Genomic DNA, 19231 nt, shown 5'->3' on the forward strand with positions numbered 1-19231 from the left:
AAACAAGTGTGAAGGTGTGGGGGGGGGTGGGGCATATCTGCAGTGGGAGCAGAAGATGGGATAAGATGGAGTTAAATGTAAAGAAATCTTACAAAAGGGGGAAATATGTTCCTATTTGGCCAAAAAGGGAAAAAACTAACTATGCCCAAACCGGAAGAAGCATTGCCTGGAAGAAGCCAGAAGATGCCCATTCCAGCCAAACATTATGTTAACGGAAACCCCATGAGGCCGCCATATCCGGAGAATATGGAATTAGCCATGTTTGGGATGGGGTGTTTTTGGGGGGCCGAAAAAAGATTTTGGCAACTGGGAGAGGGCATTTATATAACGGCGGTGGGTTATGCTGCCGGTTATACCCCTAATCCCACCTATGAGGAGGTTTGTACTGGTCTAACTGGACATAATGAGGTAGTCTTGGTGGTATACGACCCGAAAATTATCCGTTATGAGACACTATTAAAAGTCTTCTGGGAAAATCATGATCCCACCCAGGGCATGCGTCAAGGCAACGACATTGGTACTCAGTATCGTTCAGGTATTTATACTTATACTCCCCAACAAAAAGAATTGGCAGAGAAAAGCAAGGCTATATACCAGGAAGAGTTAAGAAAAGCAGGCTATGGGGAGATAACTACAGAAATCCTGCCTGCACCAGAATTCTACTATGCTGAAGGGTACCACCAACAGTATTTAGCCAAAAATCCCAACGGCTACTGTGGTTTGGGTGGGACAAAGGTACCCTTCCCCTTAGAAAAATTACTGTCTTAGAGAGATAATAATAGGAGGGGGACTATTGATGCTTCCCCCCTATTGGCCATCTATGAGGCTAAGGCTACCTCAATCATTTGTTGCAATTCACCACTCTGGTATAGTTCAATCATAATGTCGCTGCCACCAATAAACTCCCCATTGATGTACACTTGGGGTATAGTGGGCCAGTTGGAATATTCTTTTATTCCCTGACGAATTTCATAGTCTGACAACACGTCGAAGGTTGTGTAGGGCACTCCCAATTGGTTGAGTATTTGTACTACGTTGTTGGAAAAGCCACACTGGGGCATCAACTTACTCCCCTTCATGAATACTACTATCTTGTCGCTATTAATAATATCCTCAATGCGTTTTTTCAATTCTGGAGTCATAACTGCTACTGTTTCCCTCTAGATAAGGCTAACGCTAAATCAAAGTACCACCACTTCCCCATTCTAACTGTTGAGGCTAGACCATGCAGAGGGGGTGTAAGTTTTCAAGGCTAAGGCATGAATTGCCTCACTCTGTAACTCTTTTTGTAGGGCGCTATACACCAGCTGGTGTTGTTGTACTTTAGTTTTCCCCTCGAAGGCTGATGAGATTACAATTGCTTCCAAATGGTCACCTGTGCCTGTCAAGTCTCTAACTACCACTTCCGCGTCGGGGATTTTTTGTTTGATAGTATTTTTCACTTGTTCTAAAGTCACCATAATCTATCCTGGGTTAGTTTTTAAACAATCGCCAACAATTCTTATCATATCTTAATATCTTGTCTCAGTTGGGGTTATCTAGAGGCACTTTGACAAAGCCAATCTCATATAATTGTTGATAAGACTTCTTGCCCAACTCGCTAGTGGGGTTTTGAGAGCGTATAATCTGAATCAGAAGGGGTATTGCCAACTCTGGTTTGTTTTGTGCCCTATGTACTAACGCCAGTTGGTAGGTGGATTCGTCTCGCAAATTAGCGGTTTCTAGAGCGTCTCGTCTCTGTTGTTCCGTGATACGATTGTTTATACCAGAAAAACTCTCTGCCAGTTGGAGATGGAAATTAGATAGCTGATTGAAGACACGTCTTGCCTGTTGTAATTTTGTTGCCGCTAAGTCATAATTCCCCTTTTTGATTGCCTCTTCTGCCTCCCGCATCAATTTTTTCCCTCCTTCCAGACTCAGTAGGGTATCTGTGGGGGTGAGAGGGGTTACAATATTCTCCTCCTCCAGATTTATTTGGGGATTTCTGTTAAGGTTTTGACTCATCAGTGGTTGTGTTTCAGCCAGAGAGGTAGGAATAGACACTAGACTAACTGCCACTCCCACTATTGACGGCAAAATACCATTGAATTTCATCAGTGCAAACCACTTGAATTAGACTATTTTCCTGCCAAAAAATTCTACAGGATTTTTACATCAAATTTTGTATGCAACAAAGGGGTGTTCAATTATTTTTCTGGCTAGACTGATACTAAAAAACTGGTAGCCATGGGGGTTTCCCTTTATGACTTGAAAGGGGAAATCTGGTTCCCCTAGATGGTTTAATACTAATATAGCTTCTTGAAAATCCTGTCCCTGGCTATACTGACTGACAGTGACAACGGTTTTCAATCCTGCTGCTACTGCTGCTTTTAACCCCTGTTGAGTATCTTCTATGGCAAGACATTCCCTTGGGGAGAGATTGAGTTTTTCCAAGGCTAACAGGTATATATCTGGAGAAGGCTTTTTGTTGGCTACCATGTCTCCCGCCGCTATCACCTCAAACCATCCTTTCTCTTCGGGGAAAAGGGTTTCCAACAAGGCTTTGACATTGTCTTCACTGGCGGTGGAAGCCACAGCCAATTTTATCCCCTCATCTTTTGCCTCTCTTATCAGACGTTTTACTCCTATTCTCAGGGGAAGGGAGTGGTTTTCTAGGATTTGACGATAATAACGATTCTTTAAAGAATGTAACTCTTTTATGAACTCTTCTAGGGGCTGGTCAGGGGCAAAGGATGGTTGATAATGGGATATATAATGCTTAATTCTCTCCTTGCCACCCCCTATTTCTACGAGACTGCCATATAAATCCACATCCCAATGCCATGGCAACCCCTTTTTCGCAAAAGCCAAATTAAATGCCACCCTATGTCCATCTTTTTCTGTTTCTGCTAGTGTACCATCTACGTCAAAAATCAGTGCCCTTAGACTCATATAAAACCCTTTTCTAAAACCAAGTCACCATTATAATAGGCCACTTACATTCCACATTTAGACTTCTCCCTACGGATTTTGGCTTCCAGAGAGGGGGTAACGCCCAATATTGCCTGACTGTATAGGTATTCAAACTCCCTTGCAAAATTGGCGGCTACAACAGAGTTGTAGATAACCAAGACTGTTTCATCATTGATATAATTTGCCGCATCGGACCAATTGTGAGAGCCAGTTATTACTATATAATCGTCGATGATAGCGAATTTATGGTGTAATTTATCTCCCTTAGCCAGACTAGGTATTCCCACAGTCGTAACGGGGTTTTCCCAAGGATTATTTCCTTTTTCATACTGGCATTTGTTTGGCAAAGCTACTCCTAGCAAATCTAAACCTTCACTATAATAGCGGTAGGCAAAACCTGGGTCAATTAATGTTCTAATTTTTACCCCTTTGATATGTTGTCTTTCTAGGGTATCAGCTATTCCTTGATCACTGAACACAAACAGGGCAATATCAATGGAATTGCCTGCTTTTTCCAGTTGACTTGCTATGAAGCCATTACTAGTATATCTCCAAAAAGTATTGCGGCTGTTGGGGGAAAATTTTGCCAGCACAATGCCAGTACCAATTTTAACCATCCTGTATCCCCTTGCCGGTTTTTTAACCCCAAAAAGACTATCTTCCTTGCCTCCGACGCCATCTCCCCACATATAGTTGAATTCCTCTGTGAAAACCTTGGCCAATTCCGGACTATCAATTAATATTAAATGGTTAGCATTCCCCCTAGTTTCTGGATTTTCCCCATCCCCATGTATGTCACTGGTGGTAAAATTAGCCGAGCCTGTTATTACTTTTTTCCCATCGATTACCACAAACTTATGATGCATTAATCCGCTTCCCTTCGAGCCGTCTTCCCTGTCGTCGATTATGGGGATATTGTTTCTTTTTAAAATAGCTAAACCGTGGTTTTCTGGTAATCCTTCAAGAGGAAAATTATAGAGGTTTTCCAAAACTATTCTAACTTTTACTCCTTGTTTTCTTTTTTTTACTATTGCTTCCGCCAATTGGGGGAGATTAAACTCCTGCACAGCTATATCTATGGAGTATTTAGCAGAATTTACCTCCCTAATCAGCACTGATTCCAAGTCATCTCCGAAACGTTTTAAATTGCGATATTTTTCAGTGTATTCTTTACCCCGGGCTTGGTTGTGATTAAAATAGACTTGAATGTATTTATCCTGAGGGGGAGGCAGTGGTTTTACCGGCGGCTGACTACAGCCTCCTAGGGAAAAAAAGGTAAATGCTATTGCCAAATAGATAGAATTTTTAAACATGTTAGAAGGCCAATCTAGAGAGGGTGTTTTCTAGAAGGAGGGGAAACCGCTGATAGTATTTCTGGTTTAGAGGAGAGGGATGCGGTAACGGGTAGATTGTCACTGGCTTTTGGTGAATATTTCCCTCCTCGTCTTTGGCGGAGATAGTTAGACTAATACTTTTTTCATAACGAGAATCCCCCTGATTCCAAAAAGCATCAAATTCCTCCTTGAAAGTAGCATATTCTTGAAACCATTTAAAAGCCTCAGTGCCTAGAGTAATTATCTGATTTCCCCGCCAAAATATCACCAACAACTGCTCTATAAATGGTCGAAATCTCTGTTTTACCTTCAGACTATATGCCTTGTTTTCTGGGGGCTTATAAGGTACAGTGTTGGTTAAGATAACATGGTTTTTGATGGAGGACAATTCCTCTTCGTTTTGTGGTTTTCTCTTATACAATGCCTTAAAGAAACCTCTTCTTACCATGCTACCTGCGGCGCCAATCAGAGGCTGTCCCGTTCTGACTTCATCTCGGCCTAAATCCCTCCCAAAAAAACAAATAGTACTCCTTAAATTGCCAAAGTATAGTATGGGCTCAGTTGGGTTTTTATTGTACTCCCGATAAGTGGCAAGGTCAATGGGAAATTCCTCTCTCTCTGCCTCCTCCTTAATTCGTTTTATTAGCCATTCTATCGTGCACATTTCTTGCTATTTCACGCCATTTTATACTATCTTAAGGCAATTATTACCATTGTCTAAAAAGTAATGCTAGTACAATTCTAACAGAAAAATAGAATATTATAAAAAAATGCGGGGATTTATAAGAAAAGAATAGGCAGAGAATAGGGTCACCAAAAAATAGACCGTAGGGGAGAAAAACTAGTTAACTAAAGCCTCAAATAAAGCCTTACCATCGGTAAAACCGAGGAGAATATCACTAGCCCTTTCAGGATGAGGCATCATGCCCAACACATTTCCCTGTTTGTTGGTGATACCGGCAATATTATGAAGGGAACCATTAGGATTATATTGGGGGGAAGTGTCCCCATTTTGACTACAATATCTAAAGAGAATTTGACCATTGTCTTCCAACTGTTTGAGGGTATCCTCATCAGCATAATAATTGCCCTCTCCATGGGCAATGGGCAAGCAAATTACCTGGTGTGGCTGATAGTTTTTCGTCCAGATGAAACGATTGTGTTCCACTCTAACATACACCTGGTCACAAATAAAGTGTAAATCCCGATTGCGAATCAGTGCCCCAGGTAACAAACCAGCCTCGGTGAGAATCTGAAAACCATTACAAATGCCTAAAACATACTTGCCAGCGGCCACGTGTTGTATAATACTCCTCATGACGGGGGAGAAGCGTGCTACGGCTCCACAACGAAGGTAGTCTCCATAACTAAAGCCACCGGGGAGGATAATCACATCCAAGTCGTCGATGTCGGTATCCTGATGCCACACCATACGGGTGGGTTGTCCGAGTAGGCCCCGTGTTACCATAGCTACGTCGCGATCGCAATTAGACCCAGGAAAGACTACAATGCCAAATTTCATGACTTCCAGCCTCTATAGGGGTGTAAACTCGAAACGGTAGTTTTCAATGACAGGGTTAGCCAATAGTTGCTGACACATCTGATGTAGTTGTTTATCTGCTTCTTCAGCGTCTTTGGCAGTCAAAACCAATTCAATGTATTTACCAATACGGACATTTTCCACCCCCTGATAACCCAGTTGATGCAAACCCGCTTCTATGGCAACACCGGCGGTATCCAAAACAGATGGTCGTAAAGTAATATAAATACGCGACTGGAACTTTTGAGTCATAAAGCGAGTGTGACCGATTAAACACTGTTTATTTTAGCGGATGGGGACAAAAAGACAATATCTCCCAATGGCAGACCCATGGAGGAAAATAGATGAAAATAATGGGGAATTGCTATTCTATAAGAAGAGGAGGTGAAACAGGAAAGAGCTAATCCACCACAAAGGAGGAAAAATGAGCAAAACAAAGGATAACCAACAAAACACCATGGCAAATACTTCTCTGACAGCCACAACATTCCACCCCCATAAGTCAGAAATCCAAGTCACCGAAACTCGTCCATGGGGCAGTTTTACCGTCTTAGAAGAAGGCCCTGGCTATAAGATTAAACGCATTGAGGTTAATCCCGGCCACCGTCTCAGCCTACAGATGCACTACCATCGTAGTGAGCATTGGATAGTAGTATCAGGCACAGCAAAAGTAATATGTGGAGACGAAGAGAAGATAATAGGGCCAAATCAATCAACATATGTGCCTCCTTGTACTCCCCACCGATTGGAAAACCCAGGGGTGATAAAACTAGTAATAATTGAAGTGCAAAACGGGGAATACCTAGGAGAAGATGACATAGTCCGTTTACAAGATGACTACGCCCGTCCACAAAGAGAAACTTGACAACAACGGGCAAATAGAGAGAAAATAATTCCTATAGTCTAACCCGCAACGGCATACCCCTGTAGGCTTCCAGCCTCCAAAAGAAGGCAAGCCTATTGACGTAGGCCCCATGCGGGCTTGTGATTTTAATGGCCGGCCCCAATCCTCAACCCCCCATGGTTAACATAACACAAAGGGCACTAGCAGAATTAAAAAGACTAAAAAGTAGTCAGCTAAACCAAGAAAAGCCATATCTGAGGGTGGAACTGGTAAAGGGTGGTTGTCTGGACTACATTTACAATTTAAGGTTTGACTCCCACATAAAAGACTCAGATGTAACCCTAACCCACCCCTCGGGAATAACCATCGTTACTGACTATGACAGTTACCCCCACGTGGAAGGGCTAACAATAGACTACCTGGAAGACTTAATGGGGGGCTCGTTTCAATTTAAGGGTGTTACTATGGCACGACAATGTACCTGTGGACTGTCATTCTGTCTGGAAAACGGGACTGGAACCACGGAAAAATCCTAAAGGGCGAGAAAAAGAACTGTTGACAAGCCTTCCGGAAATAGGATATGATAGGGGATTGTCACTGGTAGCATTATACTAGGGGCAGGATATATTCGTATATACGGAAGGCAGTAGAAAAAAAATCGTCTCATGCCAACAATACAACAACTAATACGCCAAGAGCGTATAAGGGTAAAGAGAAAAACAAAATCACCGGCACTAAAGGGATGTCCCCAACGTAGAGGTGTTTGCACCAGAGTATACACCACAACGCCCAAAAAACCGAACTCAGCCCTGAGAAAAGTGGCAAGGGTGCGTCTAACCTCGGGATTCGAGGTGACGGCATACATCCCGGGGATAGGACATAACCTACAAGAACACTCGGTAGTATTGATAAGAGGGGGAAGGGTAAAAGATTTGCCCGGTGTAAGATACCACATTATTAGGGGAACCCTCGATGCTACCGGGGTAAAGGACAGAAAACAAGGACGTTCTAAATACGGGACAAAACGTCCTAAGTCCTAAACAATCAAAGATAAACAAGAGCTTTCCATGGCAATATAGCAATAGGGAGGAAGAGGTAAAGGTTAATGTCTCGCAGAAAAAGAGCTAAACCAAGAGAAGTGCCACCAGATCCGGTATACAACAGCCGCTTGGTAAGCATGGCTATAACCCGGATTATGAAAGACGGAAAAAAATCCCTGGCATCCAGAATCCTCTACGATGCCTTTAAGCTCATATCCGAAAGAACTGGTGGCGACCCGGTAGAATTGTTTGAGAAAGCAGTCAAAAACGTCACCCCCCTTGTGGAAGTAAAGGCAAGAAGAGTGGGGGGCGCTACATACCAAGTACCAGTAGAAGTGCGTCCAGAAAGAGGGGTAAGTCTAGCCCTCCGTTGGATAGTCCAGTTTGCCAGGAAAAGAAGCGGCAAAACCATGTCCATGAAATTGGCCAATGAAATAATGGATGCCGCCAATGAAACAGGAGGGGCAATTAAGAAGAAAGAAGAAACCCATAAAATGGCTGAGGCCAACAAGGCTTTTGCCCACTACCGCTATTAAGGCCATTAACCATTTTAACTATCAAGGAAGGCCGTGGCCTAAACCATTATCTAGTTCTACCAGTTGCCCCCCTTTTTGTGTGTAAAGAAAAGTGTAGAATTGTAATGGAAGCATAAGTGGATTCGCTCATAGGAGGTAGTTGTGGCTCGTACAGTCCCCCTGTCGAAAGTCCGTAATATAGGCATAGCCGCTCACATAGACGCGGGCAAGACAACGACAACAGAAAGAATACTCTTTTACTCCGGCGTAGTCCACAAAATGGGGGAAGTCCACGAGGGAACCACTGTAACCGACTGGATGGAACAAGAGCGGGAAAGGGGAATCACCATCACCGCCGCGGCTATCAGTACTAGCTGGCGTGGACACAAAATCAACATCATAGATACCCCAGGACACGTGGATTTCACCATTGAGGTGGAGCGCTCGATGCGAGTGCTAGACGGGGTGATCGCTGTATTCTGTTCTGTAGGGGGAGTACAACCTCAATCGGAAACGGTATGGCGACAAGCCGATCGTTACCGGGTGCCCCGTATTGCCTTCGTCAACAAGATGGACCGCACGGGCGCTAACTTCTACAAGGTATACCAGCAAATCAAAGAGCGGCTAAGAGCACCAGCTGTACCCATCCAAATACCTCTGGGCAGTGAAGATAATTTCCACGGCGTAGTGGATTTAGTTATACAAAAAGCTTACATATACAAAGACGACCTAGGGAAAGACATAGAGGTAACAGAAATACCGGAGGATTACAAAGATAAAGCGGCGGAATACCGCAATATCCTGTTGGAAGCCGTCGCTGAGTTGGATGAGCAGTTGTTGGAGAAATACCTAGCAGAAGAAGAAATCACCCCAGAGGAACTCAAGGCTGTCATCCGCAAAGGCACCATCGCCGGCCAACTAGTGCCAATGCTCTGCGGCTCGGCCTTCAAAAACAAGGGCATTCAGCTACTTCTAGATGCGGTGGTAGACTACCTGCCAGCCCCAGATGAAGTAGCAGATATTAAAGGGGTACTACCAGATGGAACAGAGGCAACCCGTCGTTCCAGTGACGACGAGCCCTTCTCCGCTCTGGCATTCAAGATAGCCGCTGACCCCTTTGGCCGTCTCACCTTCCTGCGAGTGTACTCCGGTGTACTAACTAAGGGCTCCTATGTGTACAACTCCACCAAGAACATCAAAGAAAGGGTATCCAGACTCATAGTACTCAAAGCCAATGAGCGCATTGAGGTGGACGAGTTACGAGCCGGAGATTTGGGGGCAGCCATTGGCCTGAAGAAAACTACCACCGGTGACACCCTCTGCGACGAAGAACACCCCATTATCCTAGAATCCCTTTACATCCCCGAACCGGTTATCTCCGTGGCGGTGGAACCAAAAACCGTCCAAGATATGGACAAGCTGTCCAAAGCCCTTCAGTGTCTCGCCGATGAGGACCCCACCTTCAGGGTTAAGGTGGATCCAGAAACTAACCAAACTGTGATCGCTGGGATGGGTGAACTACACCTGGAAATCCTGGTAGATCGCATGTTGCGGGAGTATAAGGTAGAAGCCAATGTGGGACAACCACAGGTGGCATACCGAGAAAGCATCCGCAAAAAAGCAAGCGCTGAGGGCAAATTCATCCGTCAAAGTGGTGGTAAAGGTCAATATGGTCACGTGGTAATCGAGATCGAACCCGCAGAAAGGGGCAGCGGTTTACAGTTCGTCTCTCAAATCGTGGGTGGGGTAATACCTAAGGAGTTCATCCCCGCTGTGGAACAGGGAGTAAGAGAAGCCTGTGAATCAGGGGTCATCGCCGGCTACCCGGTAATCGATCTTAAGGTGACCCTGTTGGATGGCTCCTACCACGAGGTGGACTCCTCGGAAATGGCCTTCAAAATCGCCGGTTCCATCGCCATCCGAGAAGCCGTCCAAAAGGCCGATCCGGTACTCCTCGAACCCATGATGAAAGTGGAAGTAGAAGTGCCGGAAAATTACCTGGGCGATGTAATGGGGGACCTTAACTCCCGTCGTGGCCTCATCGAAGGCATGACCACCGAAAACGGCATCGCTAAGGTAACCGCTATAGTGCCCCTAGAAACCATGTTTGGATATGCCACCGATATCCGCTCTATGACCCAAGGGCGTGGCATATTCACCATGGAATTCAGCCACTATGCCGAAGTCCCCGGCAATGTCGCTAACAATATCATTGCGAAAAGTAAAGGAATTCTATAAATTAGTTAATTAGCCAAAAATAGGGAAACACAGCAAAAATGGCACGGGAAAAATTTGAAAGAAAGAAACCACACGTAAACGTCGGTACTATCGGTCACGTTGACCACGGCAAGACTACCCTGACTGCGGCTATCACCATGGTATTGGCCGCTCAAGGTCGTGCTAAGGCCAAAAGATACGACGAAATTGATGCCGCTCCCGAAGAAAGAGCACGGGGTATTACCATTAACACCGCCCACGTAGAGTACGAAACCGAAAAACGTCACTATGCCCACGTAGACTGCCCTGGACACGCTGACTACGTGAAAAACATGATCACCGGTGCCGCTCAGATGGACGGTGCTATCCTGGTGGTATCCGCCGCTGACGGCCCTATGCCCCAAACCAGGGAACACATCCTTCTGGCTAGACAAGTGGGCGTTCCCAACCTTGTAGTATTCTTGAACAAGGAAGACCAAGTAGACGACCCCGAGTTGGTGGAACTGGTGGAAATGGAAGTCCGTGACTTGTTGAATCAATACGGCTTCCCGGGGGATGAAGTACCCGTCATCAAGGGGTCTGCCCTCAAGGCTTTGGAACACATGACTGCTAACCCCAGCACCCAAAGGGGGGAAAATGAGTGGGTAGACAAGATCTACGAATTGATGGACGCCGTGGACGAATACATCCCCACTCCTCAGCGTGACGTGGATAAGCCCTTCTTGATGGCAGTAGAAGACGTCTTCTCCATCACCGGTCGTGGAACCGTTGCCACCGGCCGTATTGAAAGGGGCAGGGTCAAAGTGGGCGACACCGTGGAAATCGTCGGCCTCGGCGAAACTCGTACTACTACTGTAACCGGGGTAGAAATGTTCCAGAAAACCCTGGACGAGGGCATTGCCGGCGACAACGTGGGTGTACTGCTGCGGGGTATTCAGAAAAATGAAATTGAGCGGGGCATGGTATTGGCCAAACCCGGCACTATCACCCCTCACACCAAGTTTGAAGCCGAGGTGTATGTTCTAAAAAAAGAAGAGGGTGGCCGTCACACCCCCTTCTTCACCGGCTATCGCCCCCAATTTTATGTTCGTACAACGGATGTAACCGGTACTATTACAGACTTCACCGCCGACGACGGCAGCAAACCAGAAATGGTAATGCCTGGCGATCGCATCAGAATGACTGTAGAGTTGATAAGCCCCATCGCCATCGAGCAGGGGATGCGTTTCGCTATCCGTGAAGGGGGTCGTACCATCGGCGCCGGCGCCGTTTCTAAAATTATCGAGTAGTTGACTTTATAAACTACAGGGCGTGCCTATCATCCCCGTGCGCCCTTTTTTCTTCTATTGTTTTCCCTCCATTTTTCCATCGCACCTTGACAATTAAAAACAAAGGAGTGTTACTATGGCTACCCTGCAACAAAAAATTCGTATCCGTCTAAAGGCATTCGACCGTCGTCTGTTGGACACCTCTTGTAATAAAATTGTAGAAACCGCCAATAGGACCAACGCTAAACCAGTAGGCCCTATCCCACTCCCCACCAGACGTCGAGTCTACTGTGTGTTGCGCTCACCCCACATCGACAAAGACTCCCGAGAGCATTTTGAAACCCGTACTCATATTCGTATCATCGACATTTATCAACCTTCCTCCAAAACCATCGATGCCCTCATGAAGTTAGACCTGCCAGCAGGGGTTGACATTGAAGTAAAACTGTAAGGCTAATCGGTTGGGTTTACCTTCGCCAGCCCAACCCCCTTTAGCGAAACAGTTGATACAAAGACAGAACCAACTCCATTATAATTAAGAACACGATGTACCACTCCACCCGCAAACTGGCATTGTGTTTCAGTAACCCCAAAGCAGTTTCTGCTGTGCGGGATACCGACTGCAGTTTTTTCTCCAAAACCTGATCCCTTTCTCTAATCTCGTATTCACTCTCCAAACGCAAATATAGTCTTTCCAACTCCGGACAATCCCACAACAAGTCTGGCTTGTCAATCACCTCCACTCTCCCCATTACTTCATTCTGTATTAACAAAGTAGTACCAAGTAGCTTTAGTAATTCCCGCACTTGTTTGCGACTCCAGCTGGCATTTTGTAACCCCGTGGCAAAGGGTTCGATTCTGTCAAAAGCCGCGCTTGTCTGTTGTTCGTAGTGGGCTAAAACTACACTTTTAGCTAGCACGTCTGCCACTATCTGCAGACTACTGATAGTCAACTGCGGTAGGACAATATTGCCATTGACTACCCTGGCCATATTTTCCCCCTTGCCCTCCAATTGGATTTCCGTATCTTCCACCTCCGGTTTCTCAAAAGGCGAAGAAATAAGGGGCTTTAGGTTATTCAGAAATGTTGCCTCCTCAATGGGCTGTAGGTCAAATAAAACCGCAACCCCATAACGGAATAAAACTGCATATCCCGTCTCCCCGGCGGCAACTGTCAATGGATTGGTGGCTACTCGCTCAACATTTTCTAATGCCCTTAAGTCTATTCTTTGTCCTAAAAATAACGCCCTTACTTTGATTGTTTCCCTGTTAGCAAATATAGTTTCTTCCATAAAATTTTTTCCAGTTCTTCCATCTTAAAAATATAACAGCTCTCTCTTCCCTGCTCAAATACTTTTCCTCCCGCCCGTTTTCCTCTCAAAAAAATGAAATATAAAAGCATGACAATAAAACCAGTGCCACCTTTTAGAGCCTGCCTTATTCCCGAAACAAACCATATTTGAACCAAAAGTCTACAGTCGGCCAAAAATTTAAACCTAAAAATGAAGTTAGAAATATTTTAACCAAAAGAGGTGTATATCAGCCTATAACCACAGATTTAGGGGGAACAATTGGAGCTACTAGTGGTTTGAATATAGGGATAAGATTCTCATGGGCCAGGGCAAGGGAGGGAAAACCCACCTTGCCATAATCCCTGCCAGGGGTTAAGGGGAAAGTAGAATCAGGGGAAAGATGCAGAAAACAACCACCTGCTGCCAAGAGAATGGGATAGGCGCCGGCAATGTCCCAGATTTTCGGATTCGCCTCAATAGCCCCTAAAGTGGCACCACAAGCCACAGAAATTAAGTCGTAGCTGGTAACACCAGTAACCCTCACCTTACAAGGCAAGTGTTGTTTCAGCTTTTCCAGACTCCGGTTACACAAAGCTACTACATGATTCGGACTGGGAGTGGCTGAACTGGTATATATAGGAGTATTATTAAGATAAGCCCCCTTGGGGCCAGTTAGGCCCGTGTTGGCGAAGTAGTAGCCGTGGTAAGTCTGTCCAGTTTGAGGGAAATGCACAAAGCCAAATACTGGCATCCCCCGATACAATAGGCCTATGGAAATCCCCCAGATTGGTATGCCCCTAGTAAAATTGGTAGTACCATCAATAGGATCGATTACCCAACACCACTCATTGCTTGGCAAAATCTGTTCTGTCTCTTCAGTCAAAATCCCATGGGTGGGAAAGCACTGTTTGACAGCCCGTCTTAACTCGTCATCCGCCCACTTATCGGCTTTGGTTACAAGACTACCATCCGGTTTGCGGGTGGCTTCCACTCTTGCGAAATTCCTTAAGAGGGTTTCCCCCACCCTTTGAGTTACTTGTACACAGAAATTGTAAACCTGATACCAGAAATATATCATTTCTTCACCACTGTTGGCTGCTTGTTTATTGTCTTAATTTTTTCACCCATGGGTTCTCTTTCCTACAACCGCTAACATTTTACCATAGAGTTCTGGTTTAAGTACAATATTTCTTCCTAGATAAATACCATGAATCTATTTGCCGAGGAAAAAATCCTATTCAAACCCGTTTCTAAAGACATTAATGCCATACCTGTAATTTACGCTTTTCCCAGTGATTACTCTGTGGGAATCACCAGTCTAGGCTATCAATTGGTATGGGCAAATTTTTGCTTAAGAAAAGACGTAGATGTCAGACGTCTGTTTACTGATATTCATGAAAAACTACCCAGATTTCCAGAGCTGGTGGGGTTTTCTTTTTCTTGGGAATTAGATTATGTTAATATCTTCAAACTGTTAGAATATCTACACATTCCAATTACCAGTAAAGACAGAAATGACAACCATCCCTTGGTATTCGGAGGCGGGCCAGTTTTAACAGCAAACCCCGAGCCTTTTGCCGATTTCTTTGACATTATCCTCCTAGGAGACGCCGAGAATTTAGTAGACAATTTTCTTGACAGTTACCAGGAGGTTAGAAACGCCCCTAGGGAAGAAAAACTAGAATATTTAGCCACCAAACCGGGGATTTATGTCCCCAGTTTATATTCAGTGGAATATGAAGACAAAACAGGGAAAATAAAAGCAATAAAACCCGTAAATGATTCCCTGCCAAAGAGAATAGAAAAACAAACCTATAGAGGCAATATTCTGGCGGCATCTACAGTGGTAACCCCCAGGGCAGCCTGGGAAAACATTTACATGGTAGAGGTGGTGAGAAGTTGCCCGGAAATGTGTCGTTTTTGTCTGGCAAGTTATCTAACCCTTCCTTTCCGGGTAGCCAGTGTAGAAAATTCTCTTATCCCAGCCATAGAAAGAGGATTAACCGTGACTAATCGTCTGGGATTATTAGGGGCATCAGTCACTCAACACCCCGAATTTGAAGCCCTAATAGACTATTTGAGCCAACCACAATTTGACAATGTTAGAGTAAGTATAGCCTCAGTACGTACCAATACAGTAACAGAAAAACTGGCCAACTTTTTGACAAAAAGAGATACTAAGTCCATCACTATTGCCATGGAAAGTGGCAGTGAAAAAATTAGAGAAATTATCAACAAAAAACTCACTAACCAAGAGATTATCCAAGCTGCAATAAACGCCCAGGCAGGAGGGTTAAAGGGTATAAAATTCTACGGAATGGTGGGGTTACCCCAGGAAGAGTATGAAGACCTCGATGCTACAGTAGAAATACTTAGGGCCGTCAAAAAGGCTGCCCCCAGTCTTAAAATTACCCTAGGCTGCAGTACATTTGTGCCCAAGTCTCATACGCCATTTCAATGGTTTGGGGTAAGCAAAGATGGTAACAAAAGACTACAGTATTTAGAGAAAAATTTGAGGAAGATAGGGGTAGATTTTCGGCCAGAAAGTTACAATTGGTCAGTAATCCAAGCCCTAATTTCCAGAGGAGACAGACGTTTAAGCAAAATACTACAACTTACCCGCAATTATGGTGATAGTCTAGGGAGTTACAAAAGGGCATTCAAGGAATTAAAAGGAGAAATACCACCCCTAGAGTACTATGTATACGAAAACTGGCCGATAGGACAAGTACTACCCTGGCAACACATAAAAGCCGCCCTCAGTGAGGAAACATTGGTTAAACATCTACACCAGTCCCTCTCGACCCCTTAGAATGTTTGGTAGTGAAGTTAAAGGAGAAATATCTATGAGTGATCTAATAGCTATAGCCTATGATGACATATTTAAGGCAGAAGAGGTAAGATTGACACTGTTCAAACTACAAAGAGAACACCTGATCGAACTAGAAGATGCCGCCGTAGTCATAAAGACTGCAGACGGGAAGGTAAAACTGAATCAGTCTATCAACCTAGCGGCGGCAGGGGCGGCAAGTGGCGGTTTCTGGGGGCTGCTAATTGGCACCCTTTTTTTAGTGCCCCTCCTCGGGGCAGCGGTGGGGGCAGCCACTGGAGCAATTAGTGGGGCTTTGAGTGACATTGGTATTGACGATGAGTTCATGCGAGAATTGGGGGAAACTCTGCAACCCAATACCTCCGCCCTGTTTATTCTAGTCAAAAAAGTAACCCCCGACAAGGTGTTAGACGAAATTAGCAAATACGGGGGGAAAATATTACGCACCTCCCTCAGCAAAGACGATGAAAGACAATTACAAGAGGTGTTAAATAATCGTGGGCTTAAACCCTTAGACACCTCTTCCAGCCAACCAGGTGCGTAAGAATTACACTACTGGTATCTGTTGAGAAGCCCCTCCAAACCCCCAGGATAACCAGCACCAACCGCCCTTACCCGCCAGTCACCGTTGTCCCTGTATATTTCAGCCATAACTACGGCGGTTTCCGTGGAGAAATCCTCATCTAAATCATAACGGAGGATTTCCTCCTTGGTTTGCACATCCACAAGACGGACATAGGCATTTTGTACCTGGCCAAAATTTTGTTTCCGCTTATCTGCCTCGTAGATAGAAACGGCAATAACCATTTTAGCTACCTCGGGAGGTACTTTGCGCAGGTCAATGATAATACCCTCGTCATCCCCCTCCCCTTCACCAGTGCGATTATCCCCTAAAAGTTTAACCGAGTGATCTGGATCGGGACTAACTAGGTTATTGTAGAAAATAAAATGTCTATCGGAGACCAGCTTCTCATCTTGCCCTAACATAAAGACTGACACATCTAAGTCAAAGTCTGCCCCAGTGGTGTTGTTGACATCCCATCCCAAGCCAACAAACCCCGCCGTCAAACTGGGTGCGGCTTTGGTGAGGGAAATCCCTTCTCCTTTCTTCAAAGATATAGCCATATACCAACCCCAATTATGAAATTCAATTATGAAATTTAGTGAACTAGTTGCCAGGCTATCAGTTCAAAATAACAGTTTACAGACCAATCCTGATTGTAACCCAGAAATCACCCACCTGGCGTCCCTGGAAGAAGCAGATGCCAATAGTCTAAGTTATATTGAAGGAGCCAAATACGCCTCTTGGATTAATACCACCAAGGCTTCCGCCCTGATTTTGCCAAAAGAGGCCAATTCACTGCAAAAGAAAGCCACCGCCAGAGGTATTGCCTGGTTAGCCACCCCCAATCCCCGTTTAACCTTTGCCCAAGCCCTTAACCTATTCTACCAACCCTTTAAACCTCAACCCCAAATCCACCCCACAGCAGTAATTGCCGAGGGAGTAGAATTGGGAGAGAATGTGTCCATCGGCGCCCATGTGGTGATAGAGAAGGGGGTTAAAATTGGCAACGATGTTTGCATCTTCCCCAATGTGGTTATCTATCCCCATGTAGTCATTGGCCCCCGTACTATCATCCATAGTAACGTTACCATTGAAGAAAGGACACAAATCGGCGCCGATTGTATCATCCACAGTGGTGCTGTAATTGGTGGTGAAGGTTTTGGCTTTGTGCCTACCCCCGAAGGCTGGTATAAAATGCCCCAGTCTGGCTATGTGATTCTGGAAGACGGGGTGGAGATAGGATGTAATACCACAGTAGATCGTCCCGCTGTCGGTGTTACTCGTATTGGCAAAAATACAAAACTCGATAACCTCGTTCATGTAGGACATAACGTTACCATCGGCGAAAATTGTATTTTAGCCGCCCAGGTAGGACTAGCAGGGGGTGTCAGAATCGGCAATCGCGTTATTCTGGCCGGTCAAGTTGGTGTTGCAAATCAAGTACAAATAGGTGACGGGGCAGTAGCCTCCGCCCAAACAGGCATCCATAACCATGTTAAACCAGGAGAAGTAGTTTCTGGCTCCCCCGCCGTCAGCAACAAGTTATATCTAAAAGCCTCGGCCATCTACAAGAAATTACCTGAAATTTACGAAGCCTTTAAAAAACTAAAGAAGAATCTTTAAACCTTTTCAATAGCGACGAGCCCGTTAGAAAACAACCATGAAAAATCCTGGCTACCATGATAGTACCCAAGACAAAATTGGGTATTCTACCCACAAAGCCCACAAAAAAAACACTAGCCCAAATTACAGAAATAACAAAAAAACAGAACCCATAAAGCCAAAAAAGAATAGCAAAAAAAATAGCCAAATGATAGACTGCAAGGAGATAAATATGCTAGCATAATAGAATAAGGTAGCAAAAATACGAAGAAAAAAAAAACACCAATTACCCCGTCTTGATTTAAGACCCCAGACAGTAGTATCCTTCTCTAAAATACCAATCAAAACAGCCTTCATTATGATGAACGACCAAGAAAAAAACACCCAAATAGCACAAGAAACAGAAATTAGGGAAGAGCAAGTGGCACCAGAAGCAACACCGGAAGTGGCAACAGAAAGTGCCGGTGCCACCACAGCCACGGAATCCCCAGAAACCACCACTACAGAAGGGGAAGCTCCACAAGAAAAGACAAAAGAAACTACACAAGAAACACAAGAGCAGCAGGAACTGTCACCAGATGAAAAAATTCAAAACCTAGAGGCAACTATAGAATCCCTAAAACAAGAATTAATTAGAACTAAAAACGAATTAGAAAAAACTACGGCGCAGTTACAAGCGGCTATAGCCCAATACAGAAACCTTCAAGCAGACTTCGACCGATTTAGAGAGCGCACAAGCAAGGAAAAACAAGAACTGGAATTCCAAGTGAAAAAGAGGGTAATTACCGCTCTACTACCAACAGTAGACAATTTTGAAAGGGCAAGGAGTCAAATTAAACCCGCCAACGACGGGGAAATGGCTATCCATAGAAGTTACCAGGGAGTGTACAAGACCTTTGTAGAAGGGCTCAAACAACTGGGCGTTTCAGCTATGCGCGCCGAAAATCAACCCTTTGACCCCAACTACCATGAAGCCCTACTACGGGAGCCTACAAATGAATATCCAGAAGGTACCGTAATTGAACAACTTACTAGAGGCTATATGCTGGACGGTGTAGTGCTGCGCCATGCCCAGGTAAAAGTGGCTGTGCCCCTGGAAACAGAATCAGCACCAGCAGAAAGCCAATCCCCTCCTGAACAACCCCAGGAAGAAAAGGGAGAGGAAAACAACTAACACCCCTCTAGGCTATAGCTACCTAAGCCACAGTTCACCCGCAAACCCTCTAGTCCAA

23 protein-coding genes are annotated in these 19231 nt (G+C 44.9%); 12 read left to right on the forward strand and 11 right to left on the reverse strand.

The genetic code is table 11. The features are described from left to right. Positions 1-105: 105 nt before the first annotated feature. On the forward strand, positions 106-768 hold the full coding sequence (gene msrA / locus IGQ44_13065; GenBank protein ID HIK38905.1) for a peptide-methionine (S)-S-oxide reductase MsrA: 663 nt from the start codon (positions 106-108) through the stop codon (positions 766-768). Positions 769-818: 50 nt separating this feature from the next. Here the strand turns inward: msrA and grxD are convergent, their stop codons facing one another. From grxD to purS, 8 genes are all read right to left on the reverse strand, one after another. Further along, positions 819-1142 (reverse strand): Grx4 family monothiol glutaredoxin, encoded by a 324-nt coding sequence (gene grxD / locus IGQ44_13070; protein ID HIK38906.1) that lies wholly within the window; start codon positions 1140-1142, stop codon positions 819-821. Between the two features lie 63 nt (positions 1143-1205). Further along, entirely contained in the window at positions 1206-1460 is a 255-nt protein-coding gene (locus tag IGQ44_13075) for a BolA family transcriptional regulator (protein ID HIK38907.1), read from the reverse strand. Positions 1461-1524: 64 nt separating this feature from the next. Then, on the reverse strand, positions 1525-2097 hold the full coding sequence (locus IGQ44_13080; GenBank protein ID HIK38908.1) for a hypothetical protein: 573 nt from the start codon (positions 2095-2097) through the stop codon (positions 1525-1527). Between the two features lie 57 nt (positions 2098-2154). Beyond that, positions 2155-2931 carry an HAD family hydrolase gene (locus tag IGQ44_13085; protein HIK38909.1) on the reverse strand — a complete coding sequence of 259 codons (777 nt, stop codon included), beginning with the start codon at positions 2929-2931 and terminating at the stop codon, positions 2155-2157. Between the two features lie 44 nt (positions 2932-2975). Then, complete coding sequence (locus tag IGQ44_13090; protein ID HIK38910.1) at positions 2976-4265, reverse strand: competence protein ComE; 1290 nt, start codon at positions 4263-4265, stop codon at positions 2976-2978. 1 nt (position 4266) lies between these two features. Continuing rightward, a complete protein-coding gene (locus IGQ44_13095) occupies positions 4267-4950 on the reverse strand; it encodes a uracil-DNA glycosylase (GenBank protein ID HIK38911.1) in 684 nt (227 codons plus the stop codon). 177 nt (positions 4951-5127) lie between these two features. Beyond that, on the reverse strand, positions 5128-5808 hold the full coding sequence (gene purQ / locus IGQ44_13100; GenBank protein HIK38912.1) for a phosphoribosylformylglycinamidine synthase subunit PurQ: 681 nt from the start codon (positions 5806-5808) through the stop codon (positions 5128-5130). Positions 5809-5820: 12 nt separating this feature from the next. Continuing rightward, the gene (gene purS / locus IGQ44_13105; protein ID HIK38913.1) at positions 5821-6078 is read right to left on the reverse strand and encodes a phosphoribosylformylglycinamidine synthase subunit PurS; all 258 of its coding nucleotides are present in this window, start codon (positions 6076-6078) and stop codon (positions 5821-5823) included. A gap of 172 nt (positions 6079-6250) precedes the next feature. On the opposite strand from purS, the gene IGQ44_13110 reads away from it, so the two are divergent. From IGQ44_13110 to rpsJ, 7 genes are all read left to right on the forward strand, one after another. Then, positions 6251-6691 carry a phosphomannose isomerase type II C-terminal cupin domain gene (locus IGQ44_13110; GenBank protein ID HIK38914.1) on the forward strand — a complete coding sequence of 147 codons (441 nt, stop codon included), beginning with the start codon at positions 6251-6253 and terminating at the stop codon, positions 6689-6691. Between the two features lie 155 nt (positions 6692-6846). Beyond that, positions 6847-7206: an iron-sulfur cluster assembly accessory protein gene (locus IGQ44_13115; protein ID HIK38915.1), complete on the forward strand. Its 360-nt coding sequence runs from the start codon at positions 6847-6849 to the stop codon at positions 7204-7206. Positions 7207-7335: 129 nt separating this feature from the next. Beyond that, positions 7336-7710, forward strand: coding sequence for a 30S ribosomal protein S12 (locus tag IGQ44_13120; protein ID HIK38916.1), 375 nt, complete (start codon positions 7336-7338; stop codon positions 7708-7710). A 65-nt stretch (positions 7711-7775) separates the two neighbouring features. Further along, positions 7776-8246 carry a 30S ribosomal protein S7 gene (gene rpsG / locus IGQ44_13125; GenBank protein HIK38917.1) on the forward strand — a complete coding sequence of 157 codons (471 nt, stop codon included), beginning with the start codon at positions 7776-7778 and terminating at the stop codon, positions 8244-8246. Between the two features lie 141 nt (positions 8247-8387). After that, complete coding sequence (gene fusA / locus IGQ44_13130; protein HIK38918.1) at positions 8388-10463, forward strand: elongation factor G; 2076 nt, start codon at positions 8388-8390, stop codon at positions 10461-10463. A gap of 38 nt (positions 10464-10501) precedes the next feature. Then, the gene (gene tuf, locus IGQ44_13135; protein HIK38919.1) at positions 10502-11731 is read left to right on the forward strand and encodes an elongation factor Tu; all 1230 of its coding nucleotides are present in this window, start codon (positions 10502-10504) and stop codon (positions 11729-11731) included. A 115-nt stretch (positions 11732-11846) separates the two neighbouring features. Then, positions 11847-12161, forward strand: a complete 315-nt coding sequence (rpsJ, locus tag IGQ44_13140; GenBank protein ID HIK38920.1) for a 30S ribosomal protein S10 — start codon at positions 11847-11849, stop codon at positions 12159-12161. Between the two features lie 40 nt (positions 12162-12201). On the opposite strand, the gene IGQ44_13145 is transcribed toward rpsJ, so the two are convergent. Together IGQ44_13145 and IGQ44_13150 are read right to left on the reverse strand one after the other, a co-directional pair. Beyond that, positions 12202-13002 carry an RMD1 family protein gene (locus IGQ44_13145; protein ID HIK38921.1) on the reverse strand — a complete coding sequence of 267 codons (801 nt, stop codon included), beginning with the start codon at positions 13000-13002 and terminating at the stop codon, positions 12202-12204. 247 nt (positions 13003-13249) lie between these two features. Beyond that, complete coding sequence (locus tag IGQ44_13150) at positions 13250-14080, reverse strand: inositol monophosphatase family protein (GenBank protein HIK38922.1); 831 nt, start codon at positions 14078-14080, stop codon at positions 13250-13252. A gap of 129 nt (positions 14081-14209) precedes the next feature. Between IGQ44_13150 and IGQ44_13155 the strand changes: the two genes are divergently transcribed. Next, positions 14210-15814, forward strand: a complete 1605-nt coding sequence (locus IGQ44_13155) for a radical SAM protein (GenBank protein HIK38923.1) — start codon at positions 14210-14212, stop codon at positions 15812-15814. Positions 15815-15848: 34 nt separating this feature from the next. Then, on the forward strand, positions 15849-16376 hold the full coding sequence (locus tag IGQ44_13160) for a DUF1269 domain-containing protein (protein ID HIK38924.1): 528 nt from the start codon (positions 15849-15851) through the stop codon (positions 16374-16376). A gap of 8 nt (positions 16377-16384) precedes the next feature. Here IGQ44_13160 and IGQ44_13165 read toward each other — a convergent pair whose 3' ends face one another. Beyond that, positions 16385-16957, reverse strand: a complete 573-nt coding sequence (locus IGQ44_13165) for a TerD family protein (protein HIK38925.1) — start codon at positions 16955-16957, stop codon at positions 16385-16387. A 28-nt stretch (positions 16958-16985) separates the two neighbouring features. Between IGQ44_13165 and lpxD the strand changes: the two genes are divergently transcribed. After that, positions 16986-18020: a UDP-3-O-(3-hydroxymyristoyl)glucosamine N-acyltransferase gene (gene lpxD / locus IGQ44_13170; GenBank protein HIK38926.1), complete on the forward strand. Its 1035-nt coding sequence runs from the start codon at positions 16986-16988 to the stop codon at positions 18018-18020. 340 nt (positions 18021-18360) lie between these two features. After that, a complete protein-coding gene (gene grpE / locus IGQ44_13175) occupies positions 18361-19173 on the forward strand; it encodes a nucleotide exchange factor GrpE (protein HIK38927.1) in 813 nt (270 codons plus the stop codon). The last annotated feature ends 58 nt before the right edge of the window (positions 19174-19231 follow it).

Origin of the sequence: Geminocystis sp. M7585_C2015_104 (genome assembly GCA_015295805.1) — a bacterium.
Classification (GTDB): domain Bacteria; phylum Cyanobacteriota; class Cyanobacteriia; order Cyanobacteriales; family Cyanobacteriaceae; genus DVEF01.